The organism is Nocardioides maradonensis (assembly GCF_054777115.1).
The window spans coordinates 19,683-39,010 of record NZ_BAAHAZ010000028.1 but is presented as its reverse complement, the minus strand read 5'-3'; the positions used below and the strand labels follow the sequence as shown (position 1 = coordinate 39,010).

The 19,328-nt window shown below is 71.2% G+C and carries 23 protein-coding genes; 11 read left to right on the top strand and 12 right to left on the bottom strand.

What is annotated here, in order from left to right; genetic code table 11:
* The first annotated feature begins 233 nt into the window (after positions 1-233).
* Entirely contained in the window at positions 234-380 is a 147-nt protein-coding gene (locus tag ACYVAQ_RS22845; protein WP_460792906.1) for a hypothetical protein, read from the top strand.
* A 20-nt stretch (positions 381-400) separates the two neighbouring features.
* On the opposite strand, the gene ACYVAQ_RS22840 is transcribed toward ACYVAQ_RS22845, so the two are convergent.
* The gene (locus ACYVAQ_RS22840) at positions 401-673 is read right to left on the bottom strand and encodes a hypothetical protein (RefSeq protein ID WP_460792905.1); all 273 of its coding nucleotides are present in this window, start codon (positions 671-673) and stop codon (positions 401-403) included.
* Positions 674-831: 158 nt separating this feature from the next.
* Between ACYVAQ_RS22840 and ACYVAQ_RS22835 the strand changes: the two genes are divergently transcribed.
* On the top strand, positions 832-1,200 hold the full coding sequence (locus ACYVAQ_RS22835) for a YciI family protein (RefSeq protein ID WP_460792904.1): 369 nt from the start codon (positions 832-834) through the stop codon (positions 1,198-1,200).
* Positions 1,201-1,334: 134 nt separating this feature from the next.
* On the opposite strand, the gene ACYVAQ_RS22830 is transcribed toward ACYVAQ_RS22835, so the two are convergent.
* The 3 genes from ACYVAQ_RS22830 to ACYVAQ_RS22820 all read right to left on the bottom strand — a co-directional run bounded on the left by ACYVAQ_RS22830 (position 1,335) and on the right by ACYVAQ_RS22820 (position 4,115).
* Complete coding sequence (locus tag ACYVAQ_RS22830) at positions 1,335-2,534, bottom strand: HNH endonuclease signature motif containing protein (protein ID WP_460792903.1); 1,200 nt, start codon at positions 2,532-2,534, stop codon at positions 1,335-1,337.
* Between the two features lie 430 nt (positions 2,535-2,964).
* Positions 2,965-3,351: a pyridoxamine 5'-phosphate oxidase gene (locus tag ACYVAQ_RS22825; RefSeq protein ID WP_460792902.1), complete on the bottom strand. Its 387-nt coding sequence runs from the start codon at positions 3,349-3,351 to the stop codon at positions 2,965-2,967.
* Positions 3,348-4,115, bottom strand: coding sequence for a sulfite exporter TauE/SafE family protein (locus ACYVAQ_RS22820; protein WP_460792901.1), 768 nt, complete (start codon positions 4,113-4,115; stop codon positions 3,348-3,350). The genes ACYVAQ_RS22825 and ACYVAQ_RS22820 overlap by 4 nt, the downstream gene beginning before the upstream one ends.
* A 46-nt stretch (positions 4,116-4,161) precedes the next feature.
* Here ACYVAQ_RS22820 and ACYVAQ_RS22815 point away from each other — a divergent pair, with 46 nt between their 5' ends.
* Positions 4,162-5,505, top strand: coding sequence for an ABC1 kinase family protein (locus ACYVAQ_RS22815; protein WP_460792900.1), 1,344 nt, complete (start codon positions 4,162-4,164; stop codon positions 5,503-5,505).
* Between the two features lie 8 nt (positions 5,506-5,513).
* Positions 5,514-6,173, top strand: a complete 660-nt coding sequence (locus ACYVAQ_RS22810) for a maleylpyruvate isomerase family mycothiol-dependent enzyme (protein WP_460792899.1) — start codon at positions 5,514-5,516, stop codon at positions 6,171-6,173.
* Here the strand turns inward: ACYVAQ_RS22810 and ACYVAQ_RS22805 are convergent.
* Positions 6,163-6,762: a class I SAM-dependent methyltransferase gene (locus tag ACYVAQ_RS22805; RefSeq protein ID WP_460792897.1), complete on the bottom strand. Its 600-nt coding sequence runs from the start codon at positions 6,760-6,762 to the stop codon at positions 6,163-6,165. The two genes, ACYVAQ_RS22810 and ACYVAQ_RS22805, sit on opposite strands and share 11 nt — an antisense overlap.
* Positions 6,755-7,582: a tRNA pseudouridine(38-40) synthase TruA gene (truA, locus tag ACYVAQ_RS22800; RefSeq protein WP_460792896.1), complete on the bottom strand. Its 828-nt coding sequence runs from the start codon at positions 7,580-7,582 to the stop codon at positions 6,755-6,757. Before truA ends, ACYVAQ_RS22805 begins: the two co-directional genes overlap by 8 nt.
* A 43-nt stretch (positions 7,583-7,625) precedes the next feature.
* Between truA and xseA the strand changes: the two genes are divergently transcribed.
* Both xseA and ACYVAQ_RS22790 read left to right on the top strand, forming a co-directional pair.
* Positions 7,626-8,864: an exodeoxyribonuclease VII large subunit gene (xseA, locus tag ACYVAQ_RS22795; protein WP_460792894.1), complete on the top strand. Its 1,239-nt coding sequence runs from the start codon at positions 7,626-7,628 to the stop codon at positions 8,862-8,864.
* Positions 8,857-9,057, top strand: a complete 201-nt coding sequence (locus ACYVAQ_RS22790) for an exodeoxyribonuclease VII small subunit (RefSeq protein ID WP_460792893.1) — start codon at positions 8,857-8,859, stop codon at positions 9,055-9,057. Before xseA ends, ACYVAQ_RS22790 begins: the two co-directional genes overlap by 8 nt.
* Before the next feature lies 1 nt (position 9,058).
* Here the strand turns inward: ACYVAQ_RS22790 and ACYVAQ_RS22785 are convergent, their stop codons facing one another.
* A complete protein-coding gene (locus tag ACYVAQ_RS22785) occupies positions 9,059-9,661 on the bottom strand; it encodes a DUF4245 family protein (RefSeq protein ID WP_460792892.1) in 603 nt (200 codons plus the stop codon).
* Positions 9,662-9,732: 71 nt separating this feature from the next.
* On the opposite strand from ACYVAQ_RS22785, the gene glpX reads away from it, so the two are divergent.
* Positions 9,733-10,743, top strand: coding sequence for a class II fructose-bisphosphatase (gene glpX / locus ACYVAQ_RS22780; protein WP_460792891.1), 1,011 nt, complete (start codon positions 9,733-9,735; stop codon positions 10,741-10,743).
* Positions 10,744-10,776: 33 nt separating this feature from the next.
* Here glpX and ACYVAQ_RS22775 read toward each other — a convergent pair whose 3' ends face one another.
* Positions 10,777-11,580 (bottom strand): esterase/lipase family protein, encoded by an 804-nt coding sequence (locus ACYVAQ_RS22775; RefSeq protein WP_460792890.1) that lies wholly within the window; start codon positions 11,578-11,580, stop codon positions 10,777-10,779.
* A gap of 69 nt (positions 11,581-11,649) precedes the next feature.
* Here ACYVAQ_RS22775 and ACYVAQ_RS22770 point away from each other — a divergent pair, with 69 nt between their 5' ends.
* From ACYVAQ_RS22770 to ACYVAQ_RS22755, 4 genes are all read left to right on the top strand, one after another.
* The gene (locus ACYVAQ_RS22770; protein WP_460792889.1) at positions 11,650-12,555 is read left to right on the top strand and encodes an alpha/beta fold hydrolase; all 906 of its coding nucleotides are present in this window, start codon (positions 11,650-11,652) and stop codon (positions 12,553-12,555) included.
* 91 nt (positions 12,556-12,646) lie between these two features.
* Entirely contained in the window at positions 12,647-13,504 is an 858-nt protein-coding gene (locus ACYVAQ_RS22765) for a class I SAM-dependent methyltransferase (protein WP_460792888.1), read from the top strand.
* Positions 13,505-13,514: 10 nt separating this feature from the next.
* Positions 13,515-14,171: a metallophosphoesterase family protein gene (locus tag ACYVAQ_RS22760; RefSeq protein WP_460792887.1), complete on the top strand. Its 657-nt coding sequence runs from the start codon at positions 13,515-13,517 to the stop codon at positions 14,169-14,171.
* Positions 14,164-15,012, top strand: coding sequence for a ParB N-terminal domain-containing protein (locus tag ACYVAQ_RS22755; protein ID WP_460792886.1), 849 nt, complete (start codon positions 14,164-14,166; stop codon positions 15,010-15,012). The genes ACYVAQ_RS22760 and ACYVAQ_RS22755 overlap by 8 nt, the downstream gene beginning before the upstream one ends.
* A 15-nt stretch (positions 15,013-15,027) precedes the next feature.
* On the opposite strand, the gene ACYVAQ_RS22750 is transcribed toward ACYVAQ_RS22755, so the two are convergent.
* The 4 genes from ACYVAQ_RS22750 to ACYVAQ_RS22735 are packed head-to-tail and all read right to left on the bottom strand — an operon-like array spanning position 15,028 to position 19,269.
* Positions 15,028-16,185 (bottom strand): ABC transporter ATP-binding protein, encoded by a 1,158-nt coding sequence (locus tag ACYVAQ_RS22750; RefSeq protein ID WP_460792885.1) that lies wholly within the window; start codon positions 16,183-16,185, stop codon positions 15,028-15,030.
* Between the two features lie 27 nt (positions 16,186-16,212).
* On the bottom strand, positions 16,213-17,052 hold the full coding sequence (locus ACYVAQ_RS22745; RefSeq protein ID WP_460792884.1) for a carbohydrate ABC transporter permease: 840 nt from the start codon (positions 17,050-17,052) through the stop codon (positions 16,213-16,215).
* 1 nt (position 17,053) lies between these two features.
* Positions 17,054-17,980, bottom strand: a complete 927-nt coding sequence (locus ACYVAQ_RS22740; protein WP_460792883.1) for a carbohydrate ABC transporter permease — start codon at positions 17,978-17,980, stop codon at positions 17,054-17,056.
* A complete protein-coding gene (locus ACYVAQ_RS22735) occupies positions 17,977-19,269 on the bottom strand; it encodes an ABC transporter substrate-binding protein (RefSeq protein WP_460792882.1) in 1,293 nt (430 codons plus the stop codon). The genes ACYVAQ_RS22740 and ACYVAQ_RS22735 overlap by 4 nt, the downstream gene beginning before the upstream one ends.
* Positions 19,270-19,328: the final 59 nt, after the last annotated feature.

Below are 19,328 nucleotides of genomic sequence, written 5' to 3'. Positions count from 1 at the left end.
TGAGGAGGTGACCGAGCCCGAACTCCAGGCCCTCACGGCCTGACCGACACGCCCAACCGAGGGATCAACCTCGTACACCACCCCAGCGGACTTGACCGAAGCAACAGACGGAGCCAGCCGAGTCCCGAGTCTGGGCCTGATGCGGGGCGGAACAGGCGTTCTGCCTCGGTGGCTGGGCGCTCTGGTACGGCTCGTCGAACGACGGCGATGGACCGGGTGAGACGACGGCGCTGATGATCGGCCTCGTCGTTCCGCTGGTCCTGGGAGCGCTGTTGACGGTCCGCGGAGCGTGGCGCGCGTTCGGCGGCGGGTTCCTCGTTGGGGCGATCACCGCCGACCTCGGAATGGCCGCTCTCGGGATGTTCTACGCGTTGTCGTAGGTGCGCCACCCCGCCGTCGCTCAGGTGGCGGCGGCCACTCTGCGAAGCGAGGGCCGGGCCAGGGTCAGGTAGAGGAGTCCTCCGAGCCAGCCGAGGAGGATGAGCACCAGCGCCCAGACGACCGGGGACCGATCCGCGGCTCGCCACACGGATGCAGGACGCATCAGCGCGTCGACCAGCATCCAGAGCCAGACGACGGTGAACAACGCGGCGAGGCCCAGGACGGTGAGGGTGCCTGTCGGGATCAGGATGCCCGTCGAGAACGAGGTCTCCAGCGGATTCACGGCTCCCATGGGCGGGAGCGTAGTGAACCGATCAGGGGACTGTCCGAGGAACCACGATGTCGATCCAGGGCGACTCCCGATGTCGCAACGGGCGTGTCGAAATGGGTTCCGCCGTTCGTGGTGAGGGTGGAGGGTGGCTGCTGGAGCCTGCCCACGGAGGAGGAGTCATGCCGGAGTACGTCATCGCGTTCAACGACGAGTGGGTCGGCGAGCACACCGAGGAGGAGCTGGCGGCCAAGTCCTTGGTGCTGCGGCCGCTGATCAAGGAGATGAAGGAGCGCGGGGTCCTCATCTTCACCGGTGGGATCGACGCGGCTGATCCTGTCTTCTCCGTCGACGCGTCGAGTGGCACGCCGGTCTTCACCGACGGCCCCTACGTCGAGACCAAGGAGCACCTGGGCGGGTTCGCCGTCATCGACGTACCGGACGAGGCGGAGGCCCGGCACTGGGCGGGCCAGATCGCGACCGCGTGCGGCTGGCCGCAAGAGGTACGACGCTTCATGCCGCACTACGAGCTGCCCGAGGACGAGCGCTGAGGCCCGACTGCCGCTGCCTTCGGGGCTGGCGAACGGCGGCCGCACCGTAGCCGACCGGTCGGCAGGTCGGGCGCGGAGTCAATGGCCCCCTTCCCGCCCAGCGCATTGCGCTACGCCGAACCCGCGCGGTCGGCTCACGTGCGGCGGTGGAACCTGTAGTCGCCGGAGGTCAGCTTGGTCATCGTGTAGCGCTGGTCGTGGGCCCGATGGTGATGGTGGGAGCAGAGCAGGACCCCGTCTGCGAGGTCGGTCTTGCCTCCCTGGGACCAGGGCTTCAGATGGTGCGCCTCCGTCCACGCCGCTGGGATCGTGCACCCGTCGGCGCGGCACCTGCCGTCGCGCAGCCGCATGGCCTTGCGCTGGGCCGCGGTGTAGAAGCGTTGGGCCCGGCCGAGGTCGAGGGGTTCGGACTTCCCGCCGAGTACGGCGGGGACGATCTTCGCGGTGCAGGCCAGCCGCCGTGCCTCGCTCGCCGAGATGACCGTGGTGCCGAGCATCGCGGAGCCGAGATCGTTCTTCAGCGCGTCGAACGGGATGGTCACGATCACGGTGGTGGCGTCGCCGCCGTGGTCGGGCAGTCGGTTCGGGTCGAGCACTTCGAGGAGTCGGCAGAACGCCTCACCACGGGACCTGGACTTGGTGACGCGGGGTGAGTCCTCGGCGTCGAGGTAGGTGGTGAGCCGTTCGGCGATGGAGTCGGGGACCAGGGCGGTGATCTTCGTGGTCCCGTCGCCACGGCGTTGCAGCTTCACGCTGCACTTGTCCCGTGCGACCTGCTCCTCGCGCTCCAGTGCCTTGCCGAGCTCGGCCTCCGCCACGTCAGGCGCGACCACTTCCAGGATCTTGGCGCCGAGCACCCGCAGGTCGCGGGGGTCGTAGGTAGCCGCGAGCTTGATGAGGTGCTTCTCGGCACGGGTCTTGGTGAGGTCGTCGACCTCGTCGGAGAGCTTGTCGATCGCGCGGATGATCACCCGCGCCCGAGGAACGTTCACGTCCCCAGCCCGCAGCGCAGCAGCGGTCAGGGGATGGGCCTGGAGGTCGCGGGCCAGGTGGAGGTCGGCACGGGCGGTGGTCGCGGTGATGTGGGTGGCGTGGGCGTACCAGGTGCCGGCGTCGCGGGCGGCGTGCTCCTCGGCCACATCACCAGCTGCTGCGAGCAGCCGCAGCTCGAGCTCGGCGGTCTCGGCCTTGACCCGCGCCAGGGTCAGCAAGGCTTCTTCCTTGTCGCGGGTGCGCAGGTAGTCGGCCGGCATCTCGGCGACGGCATGGAGCTCGGTTTCGAGGGTGCGGGCGCAGCGGAGGATCGGGTGGCAGGGCACCTGTTCCGCGGTCATCGAGACTCCCGAGATGAAGCTGGTCAACTACCTCGATGATACCAAGAATCGAACAGATTATCGAGCGTTTCCACCAGTATCTTCGCAGGTCAGGGCATGTTTTGTGGCGGCCGCGGAGCGGCGGCGCGGGCGAAGCCCGTGCCGACTCCGCGCCGTCCTGCCGCCCGGTCGGGACCCCGGGTCAAGGATCGCGAAGCGACCGCGCAGCGGCGCCGAAGGCGTCCTTGACGCGGGGTGCCGGGCGGCTACGGTGCGGCCGCCAAGCACCGACCCCGCAGGAAGCGAGGGTTGGTTTCGATACGCCGCTCGCTGGCGCTCGCGGCTACTCAACCAACGACCGGGCGGCCGGCCCTCGCGGCTACTCAACCAACGACCGGGCGGCTGGCGCTCGCGGCTACTCAACCAACGACCGGGCAGCCGGCCCTCGCGGCTACTCAGCCGACGACGACGCGACCGGGGCGCAGTCGTGCCCGCACCCGTCCGGAGGCAGCGGCCCGTCCGCGTGGGAAGCGGGACGGTGGAGGACGGCCGCCGAGGGGGTGATCACCACGTCCGTACCCGCCACCACCGCCGAGCCGTCGACCAGCAGCGTGTAGCCGTGGACCTCGGTCGGCGGGAAGACCAGGGTGACCACCGGGTTGGCGTCGACGTTGGCCAAAGTTCCGCCGCCCGGACCGACCACCCGCACCACCCCGTCGAAGACGACCGGATCCACCGTCACCACCTTGACCGCCGGCGAGGAGGTGGTCAGCAGGTAGCCGCTCCCCCGCTCGCCGACGAGCCGAGCCATCTCGTCCAGGTCCACCTTGATGCTCACCCGAACACGCTCCACCCGATCCGCACGATGAAGCAAGACACGACGAGGATGAAGAAGACCCGCACGAACCGGGAGCCGCGCGAGACCGCCACCCGAGCACCCAGGTAGCCACCGGCCAGGTTGCACACACCCATCACGATCCCCAGCCTCCACAGCACCGCACCCGAGGGCACGAAGAGCAGCAGGGCACCGATGTTGGTGGCCCAGTTCGCGAGACGCGCCTTCGCCGAGGCCTCGAGGAAGTCGTAGCCGAGCAGGCCGACCAGGGTGATCACGAAGAAGCTGCCGGTGCCGGGGCCGAGGGCGCCGTCGTACACGCCGATCACCAGACCCACGCCCATCGCCGCGAGCACGTGCCGATGCCCGGAGAAGCGCAGCACGGTGACGGCCCCGAACGTCGGCCGGAGGACGACGTACAGACCGACGACGACCAGGACCACCAGCACCACCGGTTGGAACACCGACGCGGGCAGGTGGGACGCGATGACGGCGCCACCCAGCGCACCGACGAGGGCGCACGCCATCAGCGGTCCGAAGGTGCGGGGGTCGGGCCGGACCCGCCGGTAGTACGTCGCCGACGCGACCGAGGTGCCGCACACCGAGGCCAGCTTGTTGGTCGCCAGGACGTGCACCGGCGCCATCCCGGGAAGGCCCAGCAGCAACGCCGGCAGCTGCACGAGACCGCCGCCGCCCACGACGGCGTCGACGAACCCGGCCGCCAACGCGGCGAGCGCGAGCAGCAGCAGGACGGAGGGATCGGGCATCGCGAAACATCCTGCACCGTCACGGACCGCCCGTCAGAATGGGGACATGGCCGACCTCCCCCGCAAGGCAGCCGCCCGTACCGCACGTCTGGCGGCCCTGCCGCTCGCGCACGCCGGACGGACCGCGGTCGGCTTCGGGCGGCGCCTCGGCGGTGCGCCGGCCGAGGCGGTGATGAGTGAGATCCAGCAACGGACGGCCGAGCAGCTGTTCCGCACGCTCGGCGAGCTCAAGGGCGGGGCCATGAAGTTCGGCCAGGCGCTGTCGGTCCTCGAGTCGGCGCTGCCGGAGGAGATGGCGGCGCCGTACCGCGAACAGCTGACCCGCCTCCAGGACTCCGCGCCGCCGATGCCGACCCAGACCGTGCGCGACATCCTCGCCGAGGACCTCGGTGAGGACTGGCAGACCAAGCTGGTCTGGCTGGACGGCGCCCCCACCGCCGCGGCGTCCATCGGCCAGGTCCACGAGGGTCGCTGGTACGACGGGCGGCGGGTCGCCGTGAAGGTGCAGTACCCCAACGCGGGGGACGCACTCATGGCCGACCTGCGCACGCTGGCCCGCGCGGCGCGGGCGATCGGGCCGCTGATCCCGGGCGTCGACATGAAGCCGCTCGTCGAGGAGGTGCAGGCCCGCGCCCAGGAGGAGCTCGACTACGAGCTGGAGGCCGACGCTCAGCGCCAGTTCGCGGAGGCGTTCCGCGACGACCCGCACATCGTCGTGCCCGACGTGGTCGCCGTCGGCCCGCGGGTCCTCGTCACCGAGTGGCTCGACTCCACCAGCTCGCTGGCCGCGATCATCGCGGACGGCACCGCCGAGGAGCGCGACCACTACGGCGAGATCTTCACCCGCTTCCTGTTCTCCGGGCCCGCGCGCACCGATCTGCTGCACGCCGACCCGCACCCGGGCAACTTCCGCATCGTGCCTGCTTCCGACGGTGGGCTCGGCCGGATCGGAGTGCTCGACTTCGGCGCGGTGGCGCGGCTGCCGCAGCGCGGCCTGCCGGCGCCGATGGGCCGGCTGATCACGCTCTGCGCGGCGGGCGACGGCGACCACCTCATCGCCGGGCTGCGCGAGGAGGGCTTCCTCAAGGACCGGATCCGGATCGAGCCGCAGCTGCTCATGGACTACCTCGCGCCGTTCGTCGACCCCACGCTGGTCGAGCGGTTCCGGTTCAGCCGGGAGTGGATGCGCGAGCAGTTCCAGCGCCTGAACAACCCGCGAGACCCGGCGTACACGGTGAGCATCAAGCTGAACCTGCCGCCGTCGTACGTGCTGATCCACCGGACCTGGCTCGGAGGCGTCGGCGTGCTCAGCCAGCTCGAGGCGGAGGCGCCGTTCCGGGCGATCATGCAGGAGTTCCTGCCGGACTTCCGGCCCCCGCCGCTGCCATGATCGGCGCCATGGACTGGATCGCCGAGCTGACCACGCTGACCGACGCGTTCGCGGCCGAGCTGGAGAAGGGCGACCTCGACGCGCCGGTGCCCAGCTGCCCCGGCTGGACGCTGGCCGACCTCGGCAACCACCTGCGCGAGGTGCACCTCTGGGCCGCGCACGCCGTGACCGAAGGCAACCCCGCCGGGACCTCCGAGCCGGTTCCTCCGGATCAGCTGGCGGCCGCCTACCGCGAGGCGGCCCACGGCCTCATCACGGTGCTGGACGTCGATCCCAGCACGCCGGCGTGGACCTTCGGACCGGACAAGGTCGTCGGCTTCTGGCAGCGTCGCCAGGTCCACGAGACCCTGGTCCACCTGTACGACGCCCGGCTCGCCACCGGCCGGGCGGAGCTCTGGCAGCCGCGACCCGAGCTCGCCTGGGACGGCGTCGACGAGGTCGCGACTGTGTTCTACCCGCGCCAGGTCCGCCTCGCCCGCACCGAGCCGCTCACGCGCAGGCTGGTGCTGTCGGCCACCGACGTCGACACAACCGTCGATTTCGGCGAGGGCGACCCGGTCGAGCTCACCGGCACGGCGGCCGAGCTGCTGCTGGCGCTGTGGAAGCGGATCCCTGCGACGGATCCGGCCGTCGCCGCGCTGCTCGGCGACTCGGCCGTCACGCCCTGACGGTCTCCAGCACCCGGAACCCCTTGGCGCTCGCGATCCGCTCGGTCGGGTAGCCCTGGTCGACGAGCCACCGCTGCAGCGAGTCGGCGCCGAGGTTCTTGCCGACGACCATGACCGCCCGGCCGCCGGGCACGAGACGCGGCAGCCAGGTGAGCAGCAGCTCGTGCAGGGCCTCCTTGCCGATCCGGATCGGCGGGTTGGACCAGATCTCGTCGAAGGTCGCGTCGGCCGGCACCTCCGCGGGCTCGTACGCCGAGAAGCGGTCCTCCACGCCGAGCGAGGCGGCGTTCTCGCGGGCGAGCAGCAGCGCGCGGCGGTTGACGTCGACGCCGGTCACGACCGCTGACGGGGCCGCGACCGCGCACGCCAGCCCGATCACGCCGTACCCACACCCGAGGTCGAGGATCCGGCCGCCCGCGGGCGGGTCGGTCTCGCGGAACAGGACCGACGTACCGATGTCGACGCGGCCCTGGGCGAACACACCAGACCCGCTCACCAACGTGAGCGAGTGCCCCCAGACCGAGGCCGCCACGGAAGCCCGCTGGAAGGGGGCAGCGGGGTCCGCGGAGAAGTAGTGGTCCTCAGTCACCGTCCACCTCTTCGGATCGGCGCTTGGCCGACGTCTGCTCGACCCGCAGCGCAAGCTCGGCGTCGGCCGGGTACCCGACCTCCTCGAGCGTCAGCCCGTGCGCATGCATCACCTTGACCTCGGGATCGCGCCGCCGCCCGGCGAGGATCGCCGCGGCCCAGTCGGCGTCGCGACGGCCCTCACCGACCGCCACCAGGCAGCCCACCAGCGCCCGCACCATCGAGTGGCAGAACGCGTCGGCGCGGACGTGGCCGACCAGAACGCCGTCGGCGTCGCGCGACCAGGACAGCTCCTCCAACGTGCGGATCGTGGTGGCGCCCTCGCGCTGCTTGCAGAAGGCGGCGAAGTCGTTGAGGCCGACCAGCCGGGCGGCCGCCGCGTTCATGGCGTCGACGTCGAGGGGGCGCGGCCACGCGACGACGTACCGGCGCCGGAGCGGGTCGACGAGCTCGGGCGCGTCCGCGATCCGGTAGGCGTAGCGCCGCCACAGCGCCGCGAAGCGCGCGTCGAACCCCCCGGGCGCCGGGGCGAGGCGGTGGATCCGCAGGTCCCCGGGGAGTACGCCGTTCAGGCGGCGCGCCAGCCGCTCGACGGTGCCCTCATCGACCGAGGCAGGCAGGTCGCAGTGCGCGACCTGCCCCCGCGCGTGGACGCCGGAGTCGGTGCGGCCCGCGCAGGTCACCCGGATCGTGCCCGGGGCGACGCGCAGCACCGTCTCGAGCGCCGCGACGAGCTCGCCCTGCACCGTGCGCAGCAACGGCTGGGCCGCCCAGCCCTTGAAGTCGGTGCCGTCGTAGGCAAGGTCGATCCGGACGCGCACGCCCTGAGGCTATCGGTCGGCGGCTCCGTCTAAGGTCAACGCCGTGGCCCTGGAGACCTCCGCCGAGCAGCCGGCCCCGGTCCGGCAGATCGCGAACGCGATCTCCGGCTGGATCGACCGGCTCGGTGTCGTGTGGGTCGAGGGCCAGGTGGCGCAGATCAGCCGCCGGCCGGGCCTGAGCACGGTCTTCATGACGCTGCGCGACTCGATCGCGGACATCTCCGTGCCGGTGACCTGCTCGCGGGTGCTCTTCGACGGCCTCGAGACGCCGCTGACCGAGGGCGCGAGCGTGGTGATCCAGGCGAAGCCGTCGTACTACGCCAACCGCGGCACCCTCTCCCTGCAGGCGCGGACGATCCGGATGGTCGGTCTCGGCGAGCTGCTCGCCCGGCTCGAGCGCCGCCGCCAGCTGCTCGCCGCCGAGGGCCTGTTCGCGCAGGAGCGGAAGCGCCGGCTGCCCTTCCTTCCGAACCGGATCGGCCTGATCACCGCGCCGGGCTCGGCCGCCGAGAAGGACGTCGTCGAGAACACCACCCGCCGCTGGCCCGGGGTGACCTTCGAGACGGCGTACGCCGCCATGCAGGGCCAGCGCTCCGCCGCCGAGGTGATCGAGGCGCTGGGGCGCCTCGACGCCCACCCCGAGGTCGACGTCATCGTGATCGCGCGCGGCGGCGGCTCCGTGGAGGACCTGCTGCCGTTCTCCGACGAGGGGTTGGTGCGGGCGGTCTTCGCGGCCCGGACCCCGGTCGTGTCGGCGATCGGCCACGAGCCCGACACCCCGCTGCTCGACCTGGTCGCCGACCTGCGCGCCTCGACCCCGACCGACGCCGCGAAGCGGATCGTGCCCGACGTCGTCCAGGAGCTGCACGGCATCGGCCAGGCCCGCGAGCGGATCCGGCGCAGCGTCGCGGGGATGCTCGCCGGCGAGCAGGCCCGCCTCGACGCGATCCGGTCCCGGCCGGCGCTCGCCGACCCGCGCAACCTGCTGGCTGCCCGCGAGGACGAGCTGGTCGCCGTGCGCGACCGCATGCGGCGCACGCTCGCCCACCGCCTCGATCGCGCCGCCGACGACATCGGCCACCAGCGGGCCCGCGCCCGAGCCCTGTCGCCGCTGGCCACCCTGCAGCGGGGGTACGCCGTGCTGCAGGATGCCGACGGGCATGTCGTCACCAGCGTGGCCGGTGTCGAGGCCGGGGCGCCGATCAGCGTGCGGGTCGCCGACGGCCGCATCCACGCCACCACCGACCGCATCGAGCAGATCGAGGGAGAGACCGATGACTGACGAGCGACCGAGCTACGAGGACGCGCGCGCCGAGCTGATCGAGGTGGTGCAGCAGCTCGAGGCCGGCGGCACCAGCCTCGAGGAGTCGCTCGCCCTCTGGGAGCGCGGCGAGAACCTCGCCACGACCTGCCAGGAGTGGCTGGACGGGGCGCGCGCCAAGCTCGAGGCCGTCGTCGCGGCCGACGAGGACTGAGCTACATCCCCTTGCGCGCCGTGGACACCGGCGCGGTCGTGAGCTGGTCGACCACCTGCTGCAGGTCGGCCGCCGGCGCCGAGCCGTAGACGAGCACGGACAGCTGGCCGACCTGGGCGGCGTACCCGCTGTCGCCGTGGTCGTCCTGGAAGCCGCTCCAGCTCGGCGCGAGCGGAGAGGCGACGGTCGCGGGCACGTCGTACGACGCGATGGTGGTGGCGTTCGCGTCGACGTCCTGGTGCACGAGCGCGGCGATGTTGGCCGTGCGGGCGGTGCGGATGCCGATGAAGTCGGCGTTGGCCGTGTCGCCCTTGAGCAGGTCGATCTCGAATCCGTCGTAGTCGTCGGGGACCCGCGCCTGGGTGGCGATGTAGCCCTCCGGCAGCGAGGAGGGGTAGACGACGGGCTGCTTCTGCCGCTGCATGTCCGCGACCGCCGCGCGGTAGTCCGCGTGCGTGGGCTTCGCCGTCGGCGTGTGCCGGAACCAGCCCATCACCCAGATCGCCAGCGCCACCGCCACGACCGTGGTGACCATCGCGACGACCAGCCCGAAGGCGGATCGCTGGTACTTGCCCGGCCGGCCGGTCTCCTGCGTCGTACTCATCGCGCACCATTGTCCATCCACGGTGGGTGTGGCCCCGCAGGGGTGCGCGCGAAGCCGATAAGGTTCGCCCTATGGAAGCCCTTGCCGTCGAGCCGTCCAACCCCGACCGCAACCTGGCCCTCGAGCTGGTCCGCGTCACCGAGGCCGCCGCGATGGCCGCCGGCCGCTGGGTCGGCCGCGGCGACAAGAACGGCGCGGACGGCGTGGCCGTCGAGGCCATGCGCGTGATGATCTCCTCGGTCGCGATGCGCGGCACCGTCGTCATCGGCGAGGGCGAGAAGGACGACGCCCCGATGCTCTACAACGGCGAGCAGGTCGGCGATGGCACCGGCCCCGAGTGCGACATCGCGGTCGACCCGATCGACGGCACCACGCTGACCGCCAAGGGCATGAACAACGCGATCGCGGTGCTCGCCGCCTCTCCGCGCGGCACCATGTACGACCCGTCCGCGGTCTTCTACATGGAGAAGCTCGTCACCGGCCCGGAGGCCGCCGACGTCGTCGACATCCGCTACCCCGTCGCCGAGAACATCCACCAGGTCGCCAAGGCCAAGGGCTCCTCGCCCGCCGACGTCACGGTCGTCCTGCTCGACCGGCCGCGGCACAACCAGCTCGTCGACGACATCCGTGCCACCGGCGCCCGGATCAAGTTCATCACCGACGGCGACGTCGCCGGCGCCATCATGGCGGCCCGTGCCGACACCGGCGTCGACCTGCTCATGGGCATCGGCGGTACGCCGGAGGGCATCATCGCCGCCTGCGCGATGAAGGCCATCGGCGGCACCATCCAGGGTCGCCTCTGGCCGAAGGACGACGAGGAGCGGCAGAAGGCGCTGGACGCAGGCCACAACCTCGACCCCGACTTCGTGCTGCGCACCGACGACCTGGTCACCGGTGACGACAGCTTCTTCGTGGCCACCGGCATCACCGACGGCGAGCTCGTCAAGGGCGTCCGCTACCGCGCCGGTGGCGCCGTGACCCAGTCGCTCGTGATGCGCTCGCGCAGCGGCACGGTCCGCACCATCACCTCCGAGCACAAGCTGGTCAAGCTGCGAGCGTTCAGCGCCGTCAACTTCGATTGAGGGTTTGGTTTCGATACGCCCTCGCCTAGCGGCTCAGGCGATCTGCTCCAGGTCGCCGGCGGCCGTCGCACGGTTCGCCAGCAGGCCTGCGACGACCTGGTCGCCGACCCGCGGGTCGAAGGCCATGCCGATGTGCGAGGCGGTGACCTCCACAGCGGTGCCCTGGCGGTCGAGGCAGGCGTGCCAGTCGACGATGCCGTCGCGGCGCGAGTAGATGTTCGTCATGGCGACGCCCGGACGGAGTCGCTCGCGGCTCTCGGTGAAGCTCAGGTGCGCGCACCGCCCCGCGACGCAGTCGGTCGACATGACCGGGATGCCGGCGGCGCTGAGCCGCAGCAGCAGCCGCACGCCGCCGGTGAGCAGCGCGTGGTGGGCGGCGGGCGCCTGCATCGGGCTGCCCATGGTGACGATGCCGGAGACGAGGTCCGGGCGGCGTACGACGAGACCGCGGGCGATCATCCCGCCCAGCGAGTGACCGACGATCTGGACCCGCCGACCGCGCCGCTCGACGATGGACTCCAGCCGCGACTCGACGAGCGCGGCCGCGTTGATCGTGCACCCGATGTTGGCGTGGATGGTCGAGCGGTAGGTGCGGAAGCCCTCGCGGCGCAGCCGGTCCGACAGACTCGACAGCGTCCAGTCACCCGCCAGGAACCCGGGCACCAGCAGCACCGGGTCGTCGTCGCCCAGCGGTTCGGTACGCCGGACCAACCCGGCTCCGCGACGTACGACGGCACGACCCGCCTCCTCCACCACGCTGCCCTCGTGCAGCAGCGCCGTCAGCGGCGGGCGGTGGAACCCGGCCGGCAGCAGGAAGGGGGCGAGAGTGTGACTCACACAACCCAGGTTACGTCGTTGACCCGACAACTATCGGCAGATCAACCATTTGCACGACACACTGGTGCCGTGCAGACCGTCGAGACGTCCCCCGAGCTCCTCGCACCGCTGTCGGCCGACCTGGAGCTCTGCTACCAGACCTTCGGCGACTCGGCGGCCGATCCACTGCTGCTGGTGATGGGCCTCGGCGGGCCGATGACCTGGTGGGACACCGCCCTGTGCGAGCAGCTCGCACGCGCCGGGTTCTACGTGATCCGCTACGACAACCGCGACACCGGCCGGTCGAGCCGCGGCCGGGGCCGGGTGCGCCCGCACACCCTGCTGCGGGCGTTCGTGGGCGGCCGGCCGCGGTCGGCGTACAGCCTCGACGACATGGCCGGCGACGCGTTCGGCCTGCTCGACCACCTCGGCATCACCGCGGCCCACGTGGCCGGCGTGTCGATGGGCGGCATGATCGCGCAGACGATGGCGATCGAGCACCCCGAGCGCGTGCTCAGCCTCACCAGCATCATGTCGACCACGGGCAGCCGGCGCGTCGGCGGCCCGCACCCCGTCCTGATCCCGCTCCTGCTCGCGCCGCGCGGACCGAGCCGCGAGTCCTACATCGAGGGCGCGCTCAGGGTGTGGCGGGTCATCGGCTCCCCCGGCTACCCGCAGACCGAGGAGAAGCTCGCCACCCGCGCCGGGAACACCTACGACCGCGGCGTCTCGCCGGAGGGCACCCTGCGCCAGATGCTGGCGGTGCTCACCCAGCGCGACCGCACCGCCCGGCTCGGCGAGCTGCGGATGCCGGTCACGGTGGTGCACGGTCTCGCCGACAAGATGGTCCACGTCTCCGGTGGCCGGGCGACCGCGGCGGCGGTGCCGGGGTCGGAGATCCTGCTGATCGCGGGCATGGGCCACGACCTGCCCGTCGAGCTGTTCGACACCTTCGTGACCGCCATCTGCCGGACGGCCGACCGGGCCCGCGCCTGATCCGGTCCAGTCCCCGGACGCCGACCCCGGGTCGGTTACCGTGGGCGGGCCCGTCGAGCGGCGGGCGCGTCGACAACTCGGAAGGGCGCCCGTGAGCAACCCCGAACCCGCACCGCCGAAGTCCTTGCTGCGCCGGCTGCGCCGCAGCGGCGCGGAGGCCGCGAGCGCGCCTGCGGAAGCCGCGCGGCCGAAGGTCGCCAACGCCGGCAGCCCCGGTCGACGGCCCGACCCCGCCCGGCATCTCGTCCGCCGGATCGGCGACGCGATCCCCGGCGGCCCGACCCGCCAGTTCACCGCGATCAGCCTGCTGCGACGCAAGCTCGAGCAGGTGCCCCGCACTGACGGCCGGATCCAGCTCCTCGACTTCGGCGCCGGCTCCGGCGACCGGCTCCCCGAGCTGCGCGAGCTGATCCCGGACCTGAGCTACACCGGCATCGACTTCAAGGTCCCCGTGAACTCGCGGCACGCCGGCGACGACGTCCGGTTCGTGGCGTACGACGGCACCCGGATGCCCTTCGACGACGGCACCTTCGACCTGTGCTTCTCCAAGCAGGTCCTCGAGCACGTGCGCCACCCCGACCAGGCCGTGGGTGAGATCTCCCGGGTCCTCCGACCGGGCGGGGTGTTCGCCGGGTCGGTGAGCTTCCTGGAGCCCTACCACGCGGAGTCGATCTTCAACTGGACGCCGTACGGCCTGGTGACCGTCCTGCGCGACCACGGCTTCGGCGAGATCGAGCTGCGGCCCGGCATCGACGGCGCAAGCATGGTGCTGCGCACGCTGTTCGGCCCGCCCGCGTTCGGGCGCTCGTTCAACGCCGACAGCGGCTTCAACCACCACATCGACGTCGAGAACCCCGACGACGGCAACAAGCTGCGCAACGCGCGCAAGCTCGTCGTCACCGGCCACCTCTGCTTCTTCGCGGTCAAGGCCGAGCCCGAACAGCACTAGGCTCGTGGGCATGGCGCGCGTGCTGGCCATCTCGGACGAGGAGGCACCCGCTCTCAGCCCGGAGCGACTCCAGGGGCTGGCGGTCGATGCCGTCCTCGCCGCGGGCGACCTCCCCTGGAGCTACCTGGAGTACGTCGCCCAGGCCACCGACGCCCCGCTCGCGTTCGTGCCCGGCAACCACGACCCCGCGGTGCCCCGCAGCCGACTCAGCCGGTCCGGCCTGTGGCTGCAGGCCGGGCGGGTCACCGAGGAGCCGCGCCCGATCGGCGGCGCCAACGCCGACCTGCGCGTGGTCGAGGTCGCCGGGCTGCGGGTGGCCGGGCTCGGCGGCTGCGTCCGCTACCGCCCGGGCCCGCACCAGTACGACCAGGCCGAGTTCCGGCGGCGCTGCCGGCGACTGGTGCGGCAGGCCCGGCGTACCGGCCCCGTCGACGTGCTGCTGACCCACGCCCCGCCGTCCGGGCTGGGCGACGACGACGATGCCCCGCACCGCGGCATCGAGGCGCTGCACGAGGTGCTCGACCAGCTGCGGCCCCGCTGGCACCTGCACGGCCACGTCCACCCCCACGGCCGGTCGATGCCCGACCGGCAGCTCGGTCCCACGACCATCGCCAACGTGATCCCCTACCGCGTGCTCACCGTCCCCACGGAGGCCTCCGATGGCTGACACCGGCTCACCGCACGCCGACGCCGAGAGCGACTTCCTCCGCGCCCGTCGTCAGCAGGTCCTCGGCGCGGTCGCCGGGCGGTTCCGCGCGGACGGCGAGGACGAGCGCAGCCTGCTGTCCTTCGACGACGTGGTCGCCGCCCTCGGCCGGCGCGGCGAGCAACGCCTCGGACTGCTGGTCATCCCGCTCGACCGCGTCGTCGGCTCGGTGGACCGGACCCAGGAGTTCGACCGGCGCTTCCGCCCCACCAGCAACCGCAGCCGCGCCCGCTGGGAGCGGATCGCCCGGGCGATGCGGCGGGGCGAGGAGATCCCGCCGATCGAGGTGTACAAGCTCGGCGACCTCTACTTCGTGCGCGACGGGCACCACCGGGTGTCTGTCGCGAAGTCCCTCGGGCTCGACGTCACCGAGGCGGACGTGACCGAGATCCTCACCAAGCTCTCTCCCGTGGGCCTGACCGGCCGCGGCGACCTCGAGCGCAAGCACTGGCGCCGGATCTTCCTCGAACGGGTGCCACTGACCGGCGAGGCGCGCGCCTCGATCGAGGTCGCCAACCCGGACCGCTACCACCGCCTCGCCGAGATGGTCGGGGCCTGGTCGGCCCGCCGGATGCACGCCGAGGGCCGCTACCTGACCCGGGCCGAGGCCGCGGACCTCTGGTACCGCGAGGAGTACCTGCCCGTGCTCGAGCTGATCGAGACCGTCGGGCTGGCGCTGCCGTACGAGACGCCGACCGACACCTACTTCCGGGTCGCGTGCGAGCGCTACGAGCTCACCCGCGAGCACACCTGGGACGCGGACGCGCTCGAGGCGTTGCGAGGACGCCGGCGGCGTACCTGATCGCGGGACGCACCCTCAGGCGGTGAGCCGCTCCCCCGACCCCGCGTCGAAGACGTGCATCTTCGCGGTGTCGACGACCAGCCGGGCCTTGTCGCCGGCGCGCACCCCCGACTCGCCGGAGAGGCGGGCGGTCACCTGGGTGCCGGAGCCGTGCATGTCCTGGCCGACGTCCTTGGCGAGGTCCTCGAGTCCCTCGGCCCGGGCGCCGGCGCCGCCGACGTTGAAGTAGGCGTAGACGTCGGAGCCCATCGACTCGACGAGGTCGACGGTCACGTCGACCGTCGTGCCGTCCTCCCCGGCGACCGAGGCGTCCTCGAAGTGCTCGGGACGCAGCCCGACGATCACCTCGCGCCCGGACCCGCCCTCGATCGCGCGCCGCAGCTCGTCGCCGAGCGGCAGCCTGCCGAGGCCGGTCTGCAGGGCACCGTCCTCCACGGTGGCGGGCAGGAAGTTCATGGCCGGGCTGCCGATGAAGCCGGCGACGAAGAGGTTCGTGGGGCGCTGGTAGAGCTCGGTGGGCGACCCGATCTGCTGCACGACGCCGCCGCGCATCACCACGACCCGGTCGCCGAGCGTCATCGCCTCGGTCTGGTCGTGGGTGACGTAGAGCGTGGTCGTGCCGAGCGTCTTCTGGATCTTCGCCACCTGGGTGCGCATCTGCACGCGCAGCTTGGCGTCCAGGTTGGACAGCGGCTCGTCCATGAGGAAGGCCTTCGGGCTGCGCACGATCGCTCGGCCCATCGCCACCCGCTGGCGCTGGCCACCGGACAGGTTCGCGGGCTTGCGCGGCAGGTGCTGGGTGAGTTCCAGCATCTCCGCGGCCTCGGCCACCTTCTTCTTGATCGTGGCCTTGTCGACCTTGGCCAGGGTGAGCGGGAAGGCGATGTTCTCCTCCACCGTCATGTGCGGGTAGAGCGCGTAGGACTGGAACACCATCGCGATGTCGCGGTCCTTGGGCGCGCGGTCGTTGACCCGCTCGCCGTCGATGACCAGGTCGCCGCCGGTGATGTCCTCCAACCCGGCCACCATGTTGAGCGTCGTCGACTTCCCGCAGCCCGAGGGCCCGACCAGGATGATGAACTCGCCGTCGGCGATCTTCAGGTTGAAGTCGTGGACGGCCAGCGCCCCGTCGGGGTACCGCTTCTCGATGTGGTCCAGGACGATCTCGGCCATGGGTGCTCTCCTTCTCGGTCCGGGCGCTCAGCCCTTGACCGCTCCCGAGGTCAGACCAGCGACGATGCGGCGCTGGAAGAACAGGACGAACAGGACGATGGGGATCGTGATCACCACCGCCGCGGCCGCGATCGGCTGCGTGGGCTTCTCGTAGGTGGTGGCGCCGGTGAAGTAGGCCATGGCCGCCGGCACCGTGCGCGCGTTGTCGGTGGCGGTCAGCGAGATCGAGAACAGGAAGTCGTTCCAGGCCGCGATGAAGACCAGGATCGCGGTGGTGAAGACACCGGGCATGGCCAGCGGCGCGATCACCCTCCGGAAGGCCTGGTACGGCGTGGCGCCGTCCATCTTCGCCGCCTTCTCCAGCTCCCACGGGATCTCCCGGAAGAACGCCGAGAGCGTGTAGATGCCCAGCGGCAGCGCGAAGGTGATGTACGGCAGGATCAGGCCCGGCCAGGTGTCGAACAGGTGCGTCGCGGTCTCGATCTTGAACAGCGGCGTCACCAGCGCGATCTGCGGGAACATCGAGATCAGCAGCGACATCGCCACGATCGCGCGCTTGCCCGGGAAGTCGAGCCGCGCGATGGCGTACGCCGCCATGGTGCCGAACAGCAGCGCGATGAACGTCGAGATCAGGCAGATGCCGATCGAGTTGATGAGCGCCCGGGTGAAGTCGGCGTTCTCGAAGATCTTGCGGTAGTTGTCCCAGGTGGCGCCGGTCGGCCAGTACTTGCCGTCGTTGAGCGTGGCGTCGCTCTTGAACGACAGCGCGAGGATCCAGAACACCGGGACGAAGGCGTAGACCAGGACGATCAGGTCGATCGCCGCCCAGCCGAGCTTCTTCGCGGGAGTCGCGGTCTGTGCACTCATGTCAGCGTCCCTCCTCCTGGCCCGGGGCCGCCGCGCCGAAGACCTTCACGAACACGAACGAGATGATCGCGATGGAGACGAAGATCAGCACCGACATGGTCGAGCCGATACCGAGGTTCAGGCCCCGGATCAGGTTGTCGTAGGCGAGCATCGAGACCGATCTCGTGTCGTTGCTGCCGGCCGTCAGCACGAAGATGTTGTCGAAGATGCGGAACGCGTCGAGGGTGCGGAACAGCAGGGCGACGAGGATCGACGGCTTGATCAGCGGCACCGTCACCTTCCAGAACCGCTGCCAGGCGCTCGCCCCGTCGAGCGAGGCGGCCTTGAGCAGGTCCTCGGGCACCAGCGAGAGACCCGCCATCAGCAGCAGCGCCATGAAGGGCACCGTCTTCCACACCTCGGCCAGCACGATGATCCAGAAGGAGGGCCACTTCTGGGTCAAGGGCGCACTGCCCCCGAACAGGTGGGAGAGCCAGCCGACGTGGGCGGTCCACGCGAACTGCCACGAGAACGCTGCCACCACGGTGACGATCGCGTAGGGGACCAGTGCCGAGGTACGCACGAGGCCGCGACCGACGAGGGTGCGGTGCATGACGATCGCGAGCAGCATCCCGAGCGCCAGCTCCAGCGCCGTGCTCACCACCGTGAGCAGGATCGTGAACCCGAAAGCCTTCCACCACAGGTCGTTGCTGAGCACGGTCACGTAGTTGTCGAACCAGATGAACTTGTTCTGCCCGGGGGTGCGCAGGTCGGCGCGGAAGAACGACAGCCAGATCGCGTAGAGGATCGGGTACGCCGTCACGACCAGCATGGTGATGACGGCCGGCGCGCAGAGCAGCAGGCCGAGCCGGCGCTCCTGCCGCTTGCCCTCGCTGTGCCGCTGCCGGGCGATCTCGGCGCCGGCGACCTCCTCGGTGGTGGTGCTCACGGCAGGATCCCCTTCCCATCGATCGCCTGCTGGATCGCCGACGTCAACGCCTCGGTGGTCGCCGGCGGGTCGATGCTCGCCGGGGGCGACAGCGTGGAGGAGATGACCGTCGAGATGTTCTGGTACAGCGGCGTCGCGGGTCGCGGCACGGCCGTCCTCAGCTCGGCGAGGATCTCCTTGTACTCCGGGTACGCCGCCTGCAGCTGCTTGTCCTGGTACAGGCTGGCCAGCACCGGCGGCTCGTTGCCCGCGGCCGCGAACTCGACCTCGTGCTCGGGCGAGCGCAGGCACATGGCGGCGTCGTACGCCTGCTGCGGGTGCTTGCTGTAGGCACTGATCGCCAGGTTCATCCCGCCCAGCGTGGCGCGGCCCGGCTGGCCGGGCGCGAAGGACGGCAGGGTGGTCCACGCCAGGTCCTTGTAGACCGCCGGGTCGGCGGTCTTCATCGAGCCGTAGGTGTAGGGCCAGTTGAGGGCGAAGGCGGCCTCGCCGGTCTGGATCTGCTGGAACACCTCCTGCTCCTGGCTGACCGACATCGACGGGCTGCCGAGCCCGTCGGTGGCGAGGTCGTGGATGATCTTCAGCGCCTGCGTGGTCTTGTCGTCGATGGTGACCTGGGTGCTGTCGGCGTTGACGATCGTGCCGCCGAGCGAGGACAGGATGGTGTTGAACAGCACCACGTAGCCCTCGTACTCCCGCCCGGTGACGGAGATGACGTGCGGCTTGCCCTCGCTCTTCAGCTTCTGGGCGTCGGCGACGACCTGGTCCCAGGTCGTCGGCGGGGTCGGGGTGAGCGACTTGCGGTACCAGAGCAGCTGGACGTTGGTGTGCTTCGGGATCGCGTAGAGCTTGCCCTGCCACGTCGCCGTGGCCAGAGCGGGCTTGACGACGTCCTTCGACGCGGCGGCGCGCTGGTCGCCGGTCAGCTCCCGGATCCAGCCGGCCTGCGCGAACTCGGCGGTCCACGTCACGTCGAGGCCGAGCAGGTCCATGCTGTCGCTGTGCGCGGCGAGTCGGCGGACCAGCTGCTCGCGCTGGCCGTCGGCGTCGCTGGGCAGCAGGTTGCCGACGATCTTGTACGCCCCGTGGGCCTGCTGGTTGCACTCGGCGATGATCTTGTCGAAGCCGGTCTCCGCGGCGCCGCCGTACAGGTTGATGACCGGTACGCCGCCGCTGCCGCCGCACCCGCTGAGCAGCGAGGCGACGAGCGTGCCGGTGAGGATCAGGGCCGACCTGCGGTACGGCGAACGACCGCGGCCCTTCGGAACCCGTCGGATGGAGCTGACCACCGGCACTCCCCTTCCCGAGATGGAAGCGTGACGCCCGTCACAGTCCTCAAACTAGGACG